Source organism: Desulfocastanea catecholica, from assembly GCF_054657295.1.
In genome coordinates, this window is sequence record NZ_BAAHYZ010000020.1 from 1 (window position 1) to 15,416 (window position 15,416).

Sequence of the window (15,416 nt, forward strand, 5' to 3'; positions counted from 1 at the left end):
ACTCGCCGCCATCGGCACCCTCGCCGCCTCGATCGCCCATGAGCTGAACAATCCGCTGCAGGGTGTGCTCAATGTCCTCAAGGGCGTCCGACGCCGGGTTTCTCTCGAGCCGGAAGACAGCGAACTGATGGACATAGCGGTCGATGAATGCAAGCGCATGCGCAACCTGCTCAAGGCACTGCAGGATTTCAACCGGCCGACATCCGGCACACGTGCGCCGCTTGACCTGCACAGCACGCTGGACAGTGTACTGCTGCTCTACAAAAAGAAATTTGATACAAAAAATATCCGGGTCGAGAAGCACTATGGAGAGCAAATCCCCATCCTGTATGGCATCGCCGACCAGATCAAACAGGTGGTCATGAATATTCTCGCCAATGCCGTCGATGCCTGTGAAGGTGGGGGCATTATCTGCATCAGCACGGAAACGGAGCAGTCGTGCATCACGCTCATCATCAAGGATGACGGGGTCGGTATCAATCCGCTGCACCAGGAGCGAATCTTCGAGCCGTTTTTTTCCACCAAGGCCGAGGTGAAAGGGACCGGACTCGGCCTGTCGGTCAGTTATGGCATCATCAGGCATCACAACGGCACCATCACGGTGCACAGCAGCCCGGGCAACGGCTCGGAATTTCGCATAAAACTGCCCGTAAGGGGCCCGGACCGCGCCAGATAAAGGCTCATCCGCCGCCAGCGCAACGCCGCTGTCACCCGCCACCGAAGCCTTACCAATACCGCCGTGATACCAATAGACCATGGTCATCCCGGGCTTCATTGGCACGCTATATCACCCTGCCCGGCTGGCAACCAATGGGTAGTCTGCATCACCATTCTCTTCCTGATTTTATGACCTAGGCAAGAGGTGATATTCATGTCAGAATATCGCCAACTAAGAGTAAATGACCATGAACCCATGCGGTTACCCCCGATAAACGGAGAACAAGTCGGCAGACGGTACATCACCCTCCGGAAGCTACGAAGGAGTAGCACAATGTCCAACAAAACCCTCCTGCTGGTCGACGACGAGATGAGCATCCTGCGCTCGTACGCAAGGGACCTTCGGGCAGAACACTATACCGTCACCACCGCATCGAACGGCGAAGAGGCCATACGCGCTCTCTGGGAAGACAACTTCAATATGCTCATTACCGATCTGGTCATGCCCGGTCCCAGCGGCATTGAGGTATTGCGCCAGGCAAAAAAACGCAATCCGACGATCTGCGCCCTGGTTCTCACCGGCTATGGCGACATGACATCGGCAGTTGAGGCGCTGCGTCTCGGTGCCGACGATTATCTCCTGAAACCTCTTGATACCGAAGATTTGCTGCTTCGACTGACGGAACTTCTTAACAAACAGGAAGAACGACAGAAAATTACCATGCCCAGAAAAATTCTGACGCTCTGCGCGTATTGTCGAGATGTCAAAGATGACAGTGGGGAAAAAGAGAAAGTGCAGTGGATACAATGGGAAGAGTATCTGACACGCAAGACAGGCGTCATCCTTTCACACGGCTGCTGCCCGGCCTGTTTTGAAAGGCTCAAAGTTGAGTGGAATCTGTAACAAGCTGCCTTGGATGATTTTAAAAAAGTACCCATTCATTGTGTGGAGGAAAAATTGCTCTCTATCCAAAACCTAGAAAAGAGTGACACCCGGCAGACCATATATTCGGCTGAGACCCTCAATACCCTCTCCCGCATGCCGACGTCGTATGGCATTGGCCCCCGACATTCCACAAGAAAAAAGATCGCTGAACCGGACCAGGCATGCTGGCGTCTGGCCGACAACAGAGGCCCCTTCGATCTCCATAAACTCCTTGACGAATTCTGTCACTGGTACGACAGGTCCATCGATCGCAAAGGATACTGTCTGACCACGGCAATCAGTCCTGATCTGCCGAGATTTTTCCAGGGCAAGCTGTTGATGCTTGGCTTTCTTCTCTGGGATATCGCCAGTTACAGTCAGGTCTATCTCGGCTCGGGAGGAGCCGGGCTGGAGGTGGAATGGGAGCCTTTCAGCGGCAACTGGTGCTCCATCTATTTTACTCTTACCGTCCCAGGCCTTGGCATTCCGCTGGAAAAAGAAAAGGCGCTTTTTCTCCCTGCCGACCGCAACGGGAAAAAATCGAGCGGCAACCATGCCGCGGGCAACCTCTATTATGCCGGCATGATCGCCGGATTGTTCGGCGGAAGAGTTCATGTGCAGAACAGTATTGGTTTCGGCGTGGAGTATTGCACCGAAATCTGTTTAGCAGCCGTTACGAAATAACCCGGCAGGTTTGGTCGCAGCGATTGAGCGAAACCGCAAGGGAAAAAAGCAGGAAGGGAGGTACCTCGACGAACTTCTCTGACCCATCGATTTCCGAGGTAGACAACAACCGACATAACACAGGAGTACGGAAATGGCTGAAGGAACAGTAAAATGGTTTAACGAAGCAAAAGGCTATGGTTTTATCGAGCAGGAAGGCGGCAAGGATATTTTTGTCCACTACACCTCAATCCAGGCGGAGGGGTTTCGTTCCTTAAGTGAAGGAGAACGGGTCATCTTTGATATCGCCGAGGGCCAAAAGGGCCAGATGGCGACCAATGTTGTCCGTCTATAAAAAAATTACAGCCTGGCGACACGAAAGCGGCAATGGCCCGCCAGGCCATTGCCGCTTTCGGCTACCATATGGCATGCAGCTCGCCGCCAGCCTGAAAACGCTGCCCCGGTTCAATAACGCAATTGCGCGCAGACAACCCTGTCCACCGGCATGGCATCTCTTGTTCTGATAAAGACCGTTCCTTTTTTCTGCAATGTCCAATACACCGCTTCATCAAGCAGATCGACCAGGGAGCCGCCAGATTCGCCTGTTTTTTTGATGATCACCTGTCGTTTGTCGGGATCGAACTGACCCCAGATCTGAGCATTTTCCGCGACAAAAAGATTCTCCACCCGCCCATCGAAGGCCGCCATCACCACCGACTGCAGCTCATCGACGACCTTATCGCCACCGAGACTATCCTGATACCTGCCAACCGCCTGCCGTTCTTCTTCACTAAAATATTCCAGGGCGATATCCCAGGCTTTCTGATGCAGCATTTCCGGTGACAGCTCGCTCACGTTACCGGCAATGCCACGGGACAAAAGAGCCCGACCTTTAGTGATATTTCTGTAGCCGGCGTGGAGTTCTTCCGGACCGGCGAGGATGATCGGCACCTTCTCCTCGTCCAGCCGGGGAAAAAGAGCCCGATCGATTGCCTGAAGATAGCGGACCAGGTCTTCGTTCTGATCATCAAAGCCCATTCCGTGCCCGTGGAACATTGCATCTCTCTGCCCTCTGGACGTCCCGGTTTTGGTATGAAATTGCAGATGCCGCTGCGGATCATCGTACTGCAGGGCGTCATCGATACTTTTTGGTGTCCCCTCGGGCAGGGCGATTTCCTCCAGCTGATAGCGATCTCCCCGAAAAAGCTGCAGCTGTTTCCGGCTGAGGGCCAGCACCAGATACGGTCCACCAATCAGCAAGGGCAGAAGAGGCCGGATATGCAGGCGACGTCCCACCATGACCTGCTCGGCAAAGGAGAGGGGCAGCGGGTAGCGTAAGGCAGTCTGTCCGGCCAGAAAGACCGCCAGGCCGTCGGTGCCGAGATGCTTCCAGTAATCGGCATCGTTTACCAGCGCAGACTCCGGCTCCAGCAGGCTGCGGGCCTCCGGCGGCCGCATGCCCTCGTCAAGCAGTCTGGTTGTCACCTCGGTGATAATTTTTTTATAGCGCAGGGGATCCTGTTGATCGCCAATCCGACTGACCGGCATATAGATCGATATTGCCGGCCATCCTTCGTGCTGCAGAAGAGATTCGATATCGTGTTTTTCTATCGTTGTCATCTTGTTACCATCCGTAATATTAAGGTTTTTACGAGTCTGTCAATTTTTCATCCGACATATTCTGCCGACTCGCAGAAGAGTGTTTTTGCCGTCACCAGCGATCACTCAGCGTCTTCCTCAATTTCCGCCGCAGGCCTTCTCAATCTTGCGCCTTGCTCCTTCTCCTCGGCACAGTCACGACACAGAGTTGTCCAGGGCACCGCCTCAAGCCGCTTTTCAGAAATGACTTCGCCGCAGCTTTCGCAGATATCGTAGATATCCGCCTGTAGTCTGGCTAAGGCTCGGTCTATGGCCTCTATCTTTTTTTTGTCCTGTGCATCGAGCTGGGAAAGGCCGGCAGCCAGATACTCATTGGTGGCCTTTTCCGTTAATTCGATTTCGTTCAAGTGCAGGTTCTGCCAGGATTCCTCAATACCGAGGCGCTTGATAATAAGTTCTTTCCGCTGCTCTCTGAGCCTGTCTTCAATGGTGCGTTTTTTATCTGCATCCATAGGAACACCTCCCCAACCAGGTAAACTGGAAATACGCCGGGACTTTTTTTAGTACCCATAAAAGATACTAACCCGAAGCAAGTAACGGTTTAGTATTGATTTTTCGCCACAACACAGCCTCAACGGTCCAAGTCCATTTCAATGGCCCGGCCCGGTTGCAGTTCATAGAGCTTGCCCCGCAAGCCCAGGGTGATCGGGGCGGAAGTCCCGTCCCGACTGACAACACGTATGTTTTTCTTTTGGATGATCACCCGCAGCCAATGCTCGCGATAGAGGATGTTGAAGGCCAGGCTTTTCAGCTCTTCGGGCAGGGCCGGGTTTAACCAGAGCGTATCCTGCCTGGTTTCCAGGCCGCTGTAACAGCGCTGGATCAGGTCGACCGTCCCGGCCATGGCGCCGAGATGGATGCCTTCATGGGTGGTGCCGCCTTGAATATCCAGAACATCGCTTTTCAGGGCGTCACAGAACAGGTGCCAGGATTGCTGCCGTCTGGACCTGGCGAGGACCCAGGCGTGCACCACCCGGCTGAGCGTTGAACCGTGGGCCGTACGCTTGAGATAGTAATCGATATTTTTCGGGATGGTATCAAAGGCAAAGGGATAGCCGAGGCGCATGAACAGCTGGTCCAGTTCATCGGCCGAGAGCAGATAGAAGAGCATGAGCACGTCGGCCTGCTTGGACAGCATATAGCGATTGGGACTATCGCCCTCGGCCTCGAGGATGCGGTCGAGACGATGAATATTGTCGTATTTTTGTTTATACCCCTCCCAGTCGAACTCTTCAAGGCGGTCATACCCTTCGAACTGACTGATGATCCCATCACCATGAAAAACAACGCGCATCCTGCAGCTCATATCCTGCCAGCGCTGCAGTTCCCTGTCCTCCAGACCGAGGTTTTCCCAGGTCGCCTGCCGCCGTTCCACCGGCAGCATCTCCAGGGCGTCAATCGCCCGGCAGAACAGCCAGGCGGCCATGATATTGGTGTAGGCGTTATTGGCCAGGCCCGGTTCTTCTGCGTCGGGATAGCCGGTGTGAAACTCATCCGGCCCCATGACGCCTCGTATCTCGTAGCGATCAAGGGCTTTGTTGTAGGTGGCCAGGCCGGCAAATAAACGGGCTGTTTCTATGATCATCTCGGCCCCGTAATAGGACATGAAGTGACGGTCGCCGGTTACCTGGTAATAGAGCCAGACATTGTACGCCACGGCAATATTGATATGGCGCTGAATATGCGTGGTATCCGGCACCCAATGGCCCGATTGCGGATTGAGATGCAGCGACTGGGCTTCCTCCCGGCCGTTACTGCCGCTCTGCCAGGGAAACATCGCGCCGTCACAGCCTGCTGCCGCGGCCGCCAGTCTGGCCTGGGGCAGCCGTCGATAGCGATATTTGAGAAGCGCCCGGGTCAGATCCGGGATACGCAGATTCAAGAAAGGAAAGACGAACAGTTCGTCCCACATGATCAGACCACGATAGGCTTCGCCATGCAGTCCCCGGGGGGGAATACCCGCATCAAGATCGATGGAATGCACCGATACCGTCTGCAGCAGATGAAAGATATGCACATTGAGGATCTGGGAAATACGCGGACTGATCGCCTGCAGATCAAAGCCGCAACGCTGCCAGAGATGGCGCCAGGCGCGCTGATGCCGCTGCAGCAGAACATGAAATCCAGGGGCCTTTGCCACCTGCAGGCGCGCCTCATCGAGGCTTTCCGAGATGCCCCGGTCTCGCGAATTATAAATGGCGACAATCTTTTCCGTGCGTAATTTTTCACCGGCCCTGATCGGCACAGTCACTTCCTGGGCTATATACCCGGTTTCCTGCACAGTGCGGCGCTTGACATCGCTCAGCGTTTTCCCCTCTTGAAAAAATCGCGTGCGGGCTGCTTCGGCAATACGGATGTGCGACTGGCTGGTCTCGGCCTGCAGCCAGATAATCTCACCATCATCGCTGACCCCGAGGCTGCCGGTAAGCAGATGATCATTGTTCAGTTCACGGTAGCGGGCGACCAGGGTATTGGCCACCCGCCCATCGAGGGCCGAGCGGAGATACAGGTTGCCGGACCAGTTCTTCACGGTGATAACGGTTTCCAGTCCGGCCAGATGGGCCATGTCCATATTGACGAAACGACGCTCGCTGAGGTGAATTTCTCTCTTTTTTTCATCGACGAGGCGGATCTTCCTGTGCAGGATACCGCAGGCCATATCGAGTTCCTGGTGATAGGCGGCCGACGCCGGAAAGTCGCTGCCGAACCAGGGCCCATCTTCAAGACGAAAGGTAAAAGGCAGCCAGTTGGGGATGTTGACCAGGCTCTCATTTTCAATAGTCTGCCCGGCGATACTGCTCTCGAGCCGGTTGTAACAGCCGGCGATATAGCTCCCTGGATAATGTCTCCTGCCGGCGGTTGATTCCGGAGCGGCACCGCGGCTGGCAAAAGAGCCGTTGCCCAGGGTACAGAGCGCTTCACGCAGTTTCTCCTGCTCCGGATCAAAGCCATCATAGGTCAAGGACCAGATGCCTTTAATTATGTCCTTTTCGGCCAGTTCGGCCAGCTTCTCGAGAAAAATTGTTACTTCGGCGGGGTCGCGCAGGATAAAGCGGGCCTTGGTCCGGCGGGGCTGCTCGCTGACGAGAATAGTGATGCCCCGGTCACCGATGCTGCGAAAGGCATCTTCGTCCGTGGTATCATCGCCGATATACAGCGGCGTCATCCGGGAACAATCGACGTGAAACTGGTCGAGCATCGCCTGCAGGGCTTTGCCTTTGTCCCAGTCCACCGCTGGACGCAGCTCAAAAATTTTCTTGCCGGAACTTTTCTCCAGTTCGGCAAACCGCTCGACCAGGCTGTCGACCTGACTTTCGACCTCGGGAATGACCGACTCTTTTGCGCCGCGATAGTGCACGGCTATGGCATAGGGCTTTCTTTCGATACGCACCCCCGGCAGATCGCCGGTGGTTGCGGTGAGTTGGTCTTCCGCCTGCTGCAGAATCGACAGGTACTGCTGCCGCAGCTCGTCGTCATCGAAATAACCGATGCCGGAGCTTATCTCAAAGCCATGGCTGCCGGCGTAGACCAGTTCCTCGAGGCCGACCATCTGCTGGACGTCGGCAAGGCTCCGGCCACTGATGACGGCAACGAACATATGTTTGGCAATCCGCTGCAGCACCTGCCTGGTTTTTTCATCAAGCCTGGCCTCGGCGGGATCATCGACAATGGGCGTCAGCGTCCCGTCATAATCAAGAAAAATTGCCGGCAGTCCCTGTTGCAGCCGTTTGATGATCCTCTGGGGCTTCTCCAGGGCCGAATGCAGTTTTTTCTTTTTTCTGCCCGGCTCGGCACCGCTGTCCATGCTCAGCTCACCAAGACTCTGCACCAGCAGATCGGCGCCTGAATTTTTCAATTTCGTGCCTTGATGGTGCCGATCAAGACCGATAAGCCGGGCAAAACCTCCGGCCTTCGCCGCCTGAACCCCGGCCGGACCATCGGCAATGACCACCGCCCTGTTTGCCTCGACATCGAGCCTGTCGGCGGCTTCAAGAAAGATATCAGGCGCAGGTTTAGCGGCCAGACCCATTGCAGCGGCGCAATCCGCATCAATGACCACCTGAAAGAGATCGCTCACCCCTGCAGTCTCCAGCATCGCCCGGCCATGGCGGCGGGCGGAAATCAACGCGAAACGCAGCCCGGCCGCCCGGCCTTTTTTGATAAAGGAGATGGTCGAAGCAAAAGCCTCTCCCCCTTCCTGGGTCACCACGCCGTCGATATCGATGATGCAGGCGGCAATATTTTCGATATAGAGTTTCATGGGATAAAATGTTGCAAAAAAGGTGCCGGTAATTTTGGTGGGAAATCCTGCAAGGCAAGCCCTTGGCTACGACACAATCCCGGAGAAATATCAAAAGGGCTTTGCCAATGGGCTGTGTTTTGTCCAGTGTGACAGGAATCGATGCCGGGCCAACAGGAATTTCTTCCTGCACAGCAGATGTTGCCGGCGATTTGACGGGGTAACAACCGATACGGCAGCGATACAATGCACACCATGGATGGAGCGAATCGCTGTACTGTTTAAAAAAAAATCATTCCTGCACGCACTACATGCTCTTTCCCGGTACGTTTGGCATACATTTTGTAAACTAGTAAATATTGCATAGTGAACGACTGCATTTGACTCTCAACAACGGCTTGGAGGAGATATGCTGGCATTCATGCGAAAATCAGCCGAGCGGCACATGACCGATCTGCTGGCAACGGCAGATATACAGGTCAATGGGGCGAGACCATGGGATATCCGGATAAAAAACAGCGAACTGTTTGAGCGTGTTGCCGCCTCTGGTTCCCTTGGCCTCGGGGAAGCGTATATGGATGGCTGGTGGGAATGCGAAGCCCTGGATCAGTTTTTTTTCAAACTCATGCTGCATGGCATTGAACAGAAGTTCCGCAACAGCCCCCCCGTCGTTACCAATGCGATCAAGGCGATGATCTTCAATCGTCAAAGCCGGCGAAAAGCCTTTGAAGTCGGCGAGAAACACTATGATGCCGGCAACGATCTGTTTGAAAAAATGCTTGACCGCCATATGGCCTACAGTTGCGCTTACTGGAACGAAGCGGCAGACCTGCACCAGGCCCAGGAGGCCAAACTTGAGCTCATCTGTCGCAAGCTGATGCTCGCCCCAGGCATGAAACTGCTCGACATCGGCTGCGGCTGGGGAAGCCTGGTACGTTACGCGGCACGCCATTACGGCGTTTCTGCGGTCGGTCTGACCATCTCCAGGGAACAGGCGGCGCTGGCCCAGAAACGTTGCGCCGATCTGCCGGTGGAAATCCGCCTGCAGGACTACCGCGAGACGCAAGGGACCTTTGACGCTGTTGTTTCGGTGGGCATGTTCGAACATGTCGGCTACAAGAACCATCGCACCTTCATGGAGGTCGCCCGCAACTGCTTGAAAGATGACGGCCTTTTCCTCCTGCATACCATCGCTTCAAACAATACGGTTCGCCACTGTGATCCCTGGTTTGATAAATATATCTTTCCAAACGGTATGCTCCCGTCCATCAAACAGCTCGGTGCCTCCATGGAACAGCAGTTTATCATGGAAGACTGGCACAATATCGGCGTCGATTATGACCGCACCCTGCTCGCCTGGCATGAAAATTTCGAGGGCAGCTGGCCCAGCCTGAAGAATCGCTACAGTGAACGATTCTATCGTATGTGGCGTTACTACCTCCTCTCCGTCGCCGGGTGTTTTAGGGCCAGAGCCCTCCAGGTCTGGCAGGTGGTGATGTCACCGCACGGCAAAATAGGCGGCTATCCATGCCTGCGCTATCCGGCATGCACCCGTAATTGATCAAGGAACCTGTCCGATCTTCGATGCAACTGTCCGGCAGAACAGGACAGCAGCGAACTTTTGTATCCACGCAACAAATACTCTTTTTTTCTTGTTCTTCGGGGATGTTTATCCGGCCATGAGTCGACAGGCATTAGAGCTGAGTTACGCAATCCGTTTTTCGACAATAGGCAGATATTCCGGCCAGATTTGTCTGGCACTGACGCTCCTCGCCTCGGTGCCGCTGGCCGTCTCTTTCTTCTTTCGGGATACGGCCAGCAGCATACGCTACGCAGCGGCGGTCCTGCTGCTCGGCGCTGCCGGTTTCATCCTGTCCCGCCTGCAGGCATCACCGAGGATACAGACCAATGAAGCGATGGTTATCGTCACCCTGGTCTTTCTCCTCATGCCGCTGTTGATGACCTATCCGATGATGGCCTCAGGCTTGAATTTTGTCGATGCGCTGTTCGAAGCGGTCTCCGCCTGCACCACGACCGGACTCAGCACCCTGGCCACGGTCGCCGACAAACCGCCGGTTTTTCTCTTTGCCCGGGCGTGGATGCAATGGTACGGCGGACTGGGCTTTGTCGTTTTATCCCTGGCCATCCTCGTCCACCCAGGGCTTACCGCAAAAACCCTGGCTGGCACCGACGAACATGAAGAAGACCTGGCCGGCGGCACCAGGGCGCATGCCCGGCGGGTGCTGCTGTCCTACGGCGGCCTTACCGTTATTGGCATTGGCATTTTGTGGCTGCTCGACGGGGACTTCTTCCACGCGGTTCTCTATACCTTTGCCACCGTATCAACCGGTGGTTTCTCACCCCATGACCTCAGCCTGCAAGGGTACGGCGGCTGGCCCGTGCAGTGGACGGTGACGCTGCTGTGTTTGGCCGCTTCGATTTCCCTGGCCCTCTATTACAACGCCTGCCGAAAAAGCCCGCGACTGCTGTACGAAGATCTGCAGCTGCGCGCCCTGCTGCTTACCGGACTGCTGGTTATTACCCTGCTGCTGCTCTGTCTGACAGCAAATGGCATGACCTGGTCTGAGGCTTGGCATCATGCACCGCTGCTGGCTTTGTCGGCACAGACTACCACCGGTTTCTCGACGCTGGATCCGGGCAGCCTGGATAATGCATCGAAGGGTATCCTCATCTGTTCCATGGCCATCGGTGGTGGCATAGGTTCGACGGCCGGGGGTTTCAAGCTCCTCCGTCTGCTCATTCTGGTTCGTCTTTTGCATGTAACAATTGTCCGGACCTGTCTGCCGCCGCATGCGGTGCTCGACCCGTATCTGGGCAAGCGGCGACTGCAGGATAAAGAAATCCTCGAAGCGCTGGGGATTATTCTGCTATTTATCGCCGTGGTTCTCTGTTCCTGGCTGCCCTTTCTGGTCATGGGCTATGATCCGCTGGACGCCCTGTTCGAGGTTGTCTCGGCTACGGGGACAGTGGGCCTTTCCACAGGCATCACCGGTGCCGATCTGCCCTGGTTTCTCAAAGGTATTCTCGGCGCCGACATGCTCATGGGACGCCTGGAAATAGTCGCATGGATCGTCCTTTTTTATCCAAAAACCTGGATCGGCAAGCGAGCGGAGGTGTAGATGCGGATTGTTTTTGTCGGTGCCGGTGAGTTAAGCGTGGAAACGGCACGACTGCTGATCAAGCGGGGCCATGAAGTTGTCATCATCGAATCCGATAAAGAGAAGATTGAAACTCTCGCCGATGACCTCGATTGTAGTTTTCTGCGAGGGGACGGCAGTAAGCCGCCGATTCTGCGCGAGGCGGGACCGAAACAGACCGATGTGCTGTTTTGCCTGTCCGATGTCGATCAGAATAACATCATCGCCAGCCTGGTAGGACGCTCGCTGGGGTTCAGCCGGGTAGTAACCCGTATTGAAGATCATGATTTCGAAACAATCTGCAGTGAATTGGGGTTGCACGATATCATCAATCCATCACGGACCATCAGTCGATACCTGGCCGATATTGTCAAAGGTGTAGACATCCTCGAGCTGTCGACGATCATCAAGGACGAGGCGCGTTTTTTCACCTTCGTCGCCGACAAGAACCGGGCAGGACCGGTCGATGACCTTGCTCTGCCCAAATCGGCCCGAGTCGTCTGTTATTACCGGGATGAAACCTTTCATCTGGTTGACGGGGAGTACACCATTCAACCAGAGGATGAAGTGGTTATTCTCACGCACAGTGACAATCTGGCCAAGCTGCGAAAACAATTTTTATCCGAAGAAGAACATACTGGTCGAGATCAGAACGACACCGGCTAAGCTGATGATATTTTCTTGTAATTGCCGGTAAATATACATTCCGGTTGAGCAGGACTATTCCGCCTGAACAGGACGTGCTTCAAGCAAGCAGATATTCCTATGATTACCTGGAATTATACTATAATTCCAGGTATTTTTATCATTTTATTCCTGATGGTATATTTGTTGAAAGAACAAAAGCAAATGGACAGTGGACAGCTGACGAGACAAAGCTGAGAATGGCTCAGCGGAAAAAGATTTTCAGCACCCTCTGGATACCCTTACAGCAACAAATAAGTAACCAATAGAAAAACGAAGGAGGACAATATGCTGCTACCCGTTAAATCGATTCTCTGGCCATCCGATGCAAGCGAAGCTGCCAACCAAGCTTTGGAAGTCGCCACTGAAATGGCAAAACAATTTGGCGCGAAACTGTATGGACTGCAGGTCGTTTCTGAGATCCCCACCTACACCGATGCCATTCCGTCAATGAGCAACCTCGATATCCAGCAATATGAACAGGATCTCATGCAGTCAGCGCGCAAGTCGCTGGAAGAGACGCTCGCCAACAAGGTGCCGAACACTATAGAGGTTGAGGCTGCTATTCTCATCGGCAGAGCAGCGGAGGTCATCATTGACTTTGCCAAGGAAAAAAAGATTGATCTGATTGTCATGTCGACCCACGGACGTACCGGCCTGTCTCATTTAATGATCGGATCAGTGGCCGAGAACGTCATCAGGCGTTCTCCGATACCAACCCTGATTATACCCGGCAAGAAAGAGTAGACAGACCAAATCTATACATAACACCTGGTGAGAAAGCCTGCAGTTTATCCTGTCTCGGGAGAGTTTCCCGCAACCTGGATAAACTGCAATAGTATGGTGTGCCCTCTCGCTGGGTAAGTATTGCCCCCCATCCTCACTGCATATCTTCCACCCTAAAGTGCCGACCACCGGAGCCTGCCGCATGACATGGCGAAATAATGAGGGCACTCCCTGACGACTGGCAGGCAACACCGGGAAGGTCATTTTTTACTCTATCGCTTCACCCTGACGGTGGCCGATAACGGGGTCGGCCTTCCTCCCGGTTACGACTGGAGCACCGCCAAAACCATGGGACTGACCCTCGTACGCATGCTCGGCCAACAGCAGCTGGGCGGTCGATACGAGATTGACTGCACCGAAGGAACCACCTTTACCCTTATTTTTTCAGTCCGTAACGGGATCAAGAACCATGGGTAAACTCACTTCACTGCACAGTAAAAATGTCGATCAGTGGATTGTATTCTGAATGGTCTTTCTTATTATAATCTGCATTGTATCGTTTATATGGACGATAAACACCTCTACAGCGGCACCTGCAGTTGAAAATAACATGCATGGGGTGCTGCAGGTGAGAAACAGAACATTACAGGAGAGAATCATGAGTCAGTATCACATTGCCGTAATCGTTGGTAGCCTTCGTAAGGACTCCTTCAACCGTTCCCTGGCAAGCGCCGTTATTAAGCTGGCACCTGCGGAATTCACTTTCAAGCAACTGGAGATTGGTGACCTGCCACTCTACAATCAAGATGATGACGGTAATCCGTCTGATTCGGTCAAACGGTTGAAGAGTGACATCCATGCGGCAAAGGGATTGCTTTTTGTAACCCCGGAATACAACCGTTCTCTTCCCGGTGTCTTGAAAAATGCGCTTGACCATGCATCCCGGCCCTATGGCCAGAATGCCTGGGCCGGTAAACCCGCCGGTGTGCTGGGAGTTTCGGTTGGGACCATCGGCACAGCCATCGCGCAGCAACATTTACGTACTGTCCTGGCGTATCTCGATGTACCCACACTTGGCCAGCCGGAAGCCTTCATCCAGGCAAAGGAAGGCTTATTTGACGAGTCCGGTAACATCGGCATGGAAAGCAAAGCCTTCTTCCAGGGTTGGATCGACCGTTATGTCGCCTGGGTGAAACGTCATACGGCTTGATCTTGCCTGCTTGAGAGAGGAACGGGAGAAGAATATCCCGTTCCAATTGTACACAGGATCGGCTGTTAACCGACTTGTAGCTGTAGTCTGTCAAGTGCTTTAATTTGAGATGACTAAACGAGACATCCACATGCTCAGTGAAAATAATATCCGGAGTTACCTCAAACATGTTTTGGTAAATCAGTCCCCGGAAGTTTCAATTTCGTTCATAAAACAACTGCAAAACGCCCATCTTGCCACCTTTCCCTTCAGTAACCTGGGCGTATTGCTGCACGAGAATCTTTCCCTTGAGTCGCAAGTCCTCTTTGAAAGAGTTGTCACAAACAAACGAGGTGGTTACTGCTTTGAACATAATAAAATCTTTTTTGAGATTCTAAAAAACCTGGGATTTCAATGTGATATAGCTCTAGGCAGAGTGCTTCATAATCGCGACATTGATGTCCCGCGAACCCATCGAATTACAAAAGTCACCTTTGAAGAGTGCAATTATATTGTCGATGTGGGATTTGGGCCATTGTGCCCGCGTGTACCCTTAAATCTTGATTGTGATAAACCTCAAGACCAGGGTGACGCTGTCTATCGTATAATTCAACCTGACCGGGGACGCTTTTTTCTTCAAATAGAACAGGTCGACGGATGGTTCACTCTCTATAGCTTTGATAACGGTCTATACACGGAAGCCGATTGTCTTTGCGGACATCATTATTCATCAACACACGCCGACGCGACATTTGTCAATAATCTGGTTGTTTCACTAAAATCTTACCATGACGTTCGATTACTGAAAAATGGTGAATTTCATCGTATCAGAGGAGGAAATACTGTGATCACGAAGATATCATCACAGGATAATCTGACAATGATTCTTGTGGAGGAATTTGGTTTTAACCTCATTTCAGATCAACTCTCGGAATTGTATGAAGGGTATTGCAGGTGAAGGTACGCGGAATCATCGGGTCGGCCATCTGATTCCCGTTTTAGGGGTAAGACCTGACACATGTTCTGCATAATGTGTTGATCCGCGGGCAATAATTATTTTTCCGAGAGAACTGTCCGGAGAATCAAGGCAATGTCGATTACAATGTCGATTAGTTTGTACAGTTTTTTCCAATATGGCCCGGTACCCAGCTTTTGTGTTTCAACTACTTTTTCGCTTTCCGAAAAGCCGCTGGCGATAACTGCCTTTTGGCGAGGATGTATTTTTATAATCGGAGTTGCCCAGCGAACAAGCCCCTGGAAGCGTTTTCCCACTGGATTTTCCCGACCGGCATACCCTGACAGTTCGGGGGTGAAATCGATCCCCATCTCCTCTGCCCTAATTTTCGTGTAGGGGCCGATCATCTGAGTTTTCACAGAGGGGCTAATGACTTCGGAAACGTCATTTCCAGGTACAGCGGTTGCTTCCGCATATTAGCGGTTGATTCGGGACGTTGTGCGTGAAAGTCTTTTTCGTTGTCCTTGTTTTGAGCTAGGATAGCCGGGAATGAGAGAACA

At 53.2% G+C, this 15,416-nt stretch carries 15 protein-coding genes; 11 read left to right on the plus strand and 4 right to left on the minus strand.

Annotation, left to right across the window (positions count from 1 at the left end; translation table 11 throughout):
* From ACYQ8U_RS16625 to ACYQ8U_RS16640, 4 genes are all read left to right on the plus strand, one after another.
* Positions 1–676, plus strand: a 676-nt coding sequence (locus ACYQ8U_RS16625; protein ID WP_459946681.1) for a sensor histidine kinase, incomplete at its 5' end; no start/stop codon positions are given.
* Between the two features lie 315 nt (positions 677–991).
* The gene (locus tag ACYQ8U_RS16630) at positions 992–1,561 is read left to right on the plus strand and encodes a response regulator (RefSeq protein WP_459946682.1); all 570 of its coding nucleotides are present in this window, start codon (positions 992–994) and stop codon (positions 1,559–1,561) included.
* A gap of 54 nt (positions 1,562–1,615) precedes the next feature.
* Positions 1,616–2,266 (plus strand): ATP-binding protein, encoded by a 651-nt coding sequence (locus ACYQ8U_RS16635; protein ID WP_459946683.1) that lies wholly within the window; start codon positions 1,616–1,618, stop codon positions 2,264–2,266.
* A 133-nt stretch (positions 2,267–2,399) separates the two neighbouring features.
* Complete coding sequence (locus ACYQ8U_RS16640; RefSeq protein WP_459946684.1) at positions 2,400–2,600, plus strand: cold-shock protein; 201 nt, start codon at positions 2,400–2,402, stop codon at positions 2,598–2,600.
* Between the two features lie 110 nt (positions 2,601–2,710).
* On the opposite strand, the gene ACYQ8U_RS16645 is transcribed toward ACYQ8U_RS16640, so the two are convergent.
* From ACYQ8U_RS16645 to otsB, 3 genes are all read right to left on the minus strand, one after another.
* Entirely contained in the window at positions 2,711–3,865 is a 1,155-nt protein-coding gene (locus ACYQ8U_RS16645; RefSeq protein WP_459946685.1) for a baeRF7 domain-containing protein, read from the minus strand.
* 101 nt (positions 3,866–3,966) lie between these two features.
* Positions 3,967–4,356: a TraR/DksA family transcriptional regulator gene (locus tag ACYQ8U_RS16650; RefSeq protein ID WP_459946686.1), complete on the minus strand. Its 390-nt coding sequence runs from the start codon at positions 4,354–4,356 to the stop codon at positions 3,967–3,969.
* Positions 4,357–4,475: 119 nt separating this feature from the next.
* Positions 4,476–8,165: a trehalose-phosphatase gene (otsB, locus tag ACYQ8U_RS16655; RefSeq protein WP_459946687.1), complete on the minus strand. Its 3,690-nt coding sequence runs from the start codon at positions 8,163–8,165 to the stop codon at positions 4,476–4,478.
* Positions 8,166–8,565: 400 nt separating this feature from the next.
* On the opposite strand from otsB, the gene cfa reads away from it, so the two are divergent.
* From cfa to ACYQ8U_RS16690, 7 genes are all read left to right on the plus strand, one after another.
* Positions 8,566–9,705 (plus strand): cyclopropane fatty acyl phospholipid synthase, encoded by a 1,140-nt coding sequence (cfa, locus tag ACYQ8U_RS16660; protein ID WP_459946688.1) that lies wholly within the window; start codon positions 8,566–8,568, stop codon positions 9,703–9,705.
* Between the two features lie 118 nt (positions 9,706–9,823).
* On the plus strand, positions 9,824–11,284 hold the full coding sequence (locus ACYQ8U_RS16665; protein ID WP_459946689.1) for a TrkH family potassium uptake protein: 1,461 nt from the start codon (positions 9,824–9,826) through the stop codon (positions 11,282–11,284).
* A complete protein-coding gene (locus tag ACYQ8U_RS16670) occupies positions 11,285–11,968 on the plus strand; it encodes a potassium channel family protein (RefSeq protein WP_459946690.1) in 684 nt (227 codons plus the stop codon).
* Positions 11,969–12,274: 306 nt separating this feature from the next.
* Positions 12,275–12,733: a universal stress protein gene (locus ACYQ8U_RS16675; RefSeq protein WP_459946691.1), complete on the plus strand. Its 459-nt coding sequence runs from the start codon at positions 12,275–12,277 to the stop codon at positions 12,731–12,733.
* Positions 12,734–13,003: 270 nt separating this feature from the next.
* Positions 13,004–13,189: a hypothetical protein gene (locus ACYQ8U_RS16680; protein WP_459946692.1), complete on the plus strand. Its 186-nt coding sequence runs from the start codon at positions 13,004–13,006 to the stop codon at positions 13,187–13,189.
* A gap of 181 nt (positions 13,190–13,370) precedes the next feature.
* Positions 13,371–13,922, plus strand: coding sequence for an NADPH-dependent FMN reductase (locus ACYQ8U_RS16685; protein ID WP_459946693.1), 552 nt, complete (start codon positions 13,371–13,373; stop codon positions 13,920–13,922).
* Between the two features lie 130 nt (positions 13,923–14,052).
* Complete coding sequence (locus tag ACYQ8U_RS16690; protein ID WP_459946694.1) at positions 14,053–14,859, plus strand: arylamine N-acetyltransferase family protein; 807 nt, start codon at positions 14,053–14,055, stop codon at positions 14,857–14,859.
* 95 nt (positions 14,860–14,954) lie between these two features.
* On the opposite strand, the gene ACYQ8U_RS16695 is transcribed toward ACYQ8U_RS16690, so the two are convergent.
* Positions 14,955–15,263, minus strand: a complete 309-nt coding sequence (locus ACYQ8U_RS16695) for a hypothetical protein (RefSeq protein ID WP_459946695.1) — start codon at positions 15,261–15,263, stop codon at positions 14,955–14,957.
* Positions 15,264–15,416 lie beyond the last annotated feature (153 nt).

Bases quoted from the DNA above. Each gene is read 5' to 3' on its own strand.
- ACYQ8U_RS16630 (WP_459946682.1), top strand. From the start codon at position 992: ATGTCCAACAAAACCCTCCTGCTGGTCGACGACGAGATGAGCATCCTG.
- ACYQ8U_RS16640 (WP_459946684.1), top strand. From the start codon at position 2,400: ATGGCTGAAGGAACAGTAAAATGGTTTAACGAAGCAAAAGGCTATGGT.
- ACYQ8U_RS16645 (WP_459946685.1), bottom strand. From the start codon at position 3,865: ATGACAACGATAGAAAAACACGATATCGAATCTCTTCTGCAGCACGAA.
- ACYQ8U_RS16650 (WP_459946686.1), bottom strand. From the start codon at position 4,356: ATGGATGCAGATAAAAAACGCACCATTGAAGACAGGCTCAGAGAGCAG.
- otsB (WP_459946687.1), bottom strand. From the start codon at position 8,165: ATGAAACTCTATATCGAAAATATTGCCGCCTGCATCATCGATATCGAC.
- cfa (WP_459946688.1), top strand. From the start codon at position 8,566: ATGCGAAAATCAGCCGAGCGGCACATGACCGATCTGCTGGCAACGGCA.
- ACYQ8U_RS16665 (WP_459946689.1), top strand. From the start codon at position 9,824: ATGAGTCGACAGGCATTAGAGCTGAGTTACGCAATCCGTTTTTCGACA.
- ACYQ8U_RS16670 (WP_459946690.1), top strand. From the start codon at position 11,285: ATGCGGATTGTTTTTGTCGGTGCCGGTGAGTTAAGCGTGGAAACGGCA.
- ACYQ8U_RS16675 (WP_459946691.1), top strand. From the start codon at position 12,275: ATGCTGCTACCCGTTAAATCGATTCTCTGGCCATCCGATGCAAGCGAA.
- ACYQ8U_RS16685 (WP_459946693.1), top strand. From the start codon at position 13,371: ATGAGTCAGTATCACATTGCCGTAATCGTTGGTAGCCTTCGTAAGGAC.
- ACYQ8U_RS16690 (WP_459946694.1), top strand. From the start codon at position 14,053: ATGCTCAGTGAAAATAATATCCGGAGTTACCTCAAACATGTTTTGGTA.
- ACYQ8U_RS16695 (WP_459946695.1), bottom strand. From the start codon at position 15,263: ATGATCGGCCCCTACACGAAAATTAGGGCAGAGGAGATGGGGATCGAT.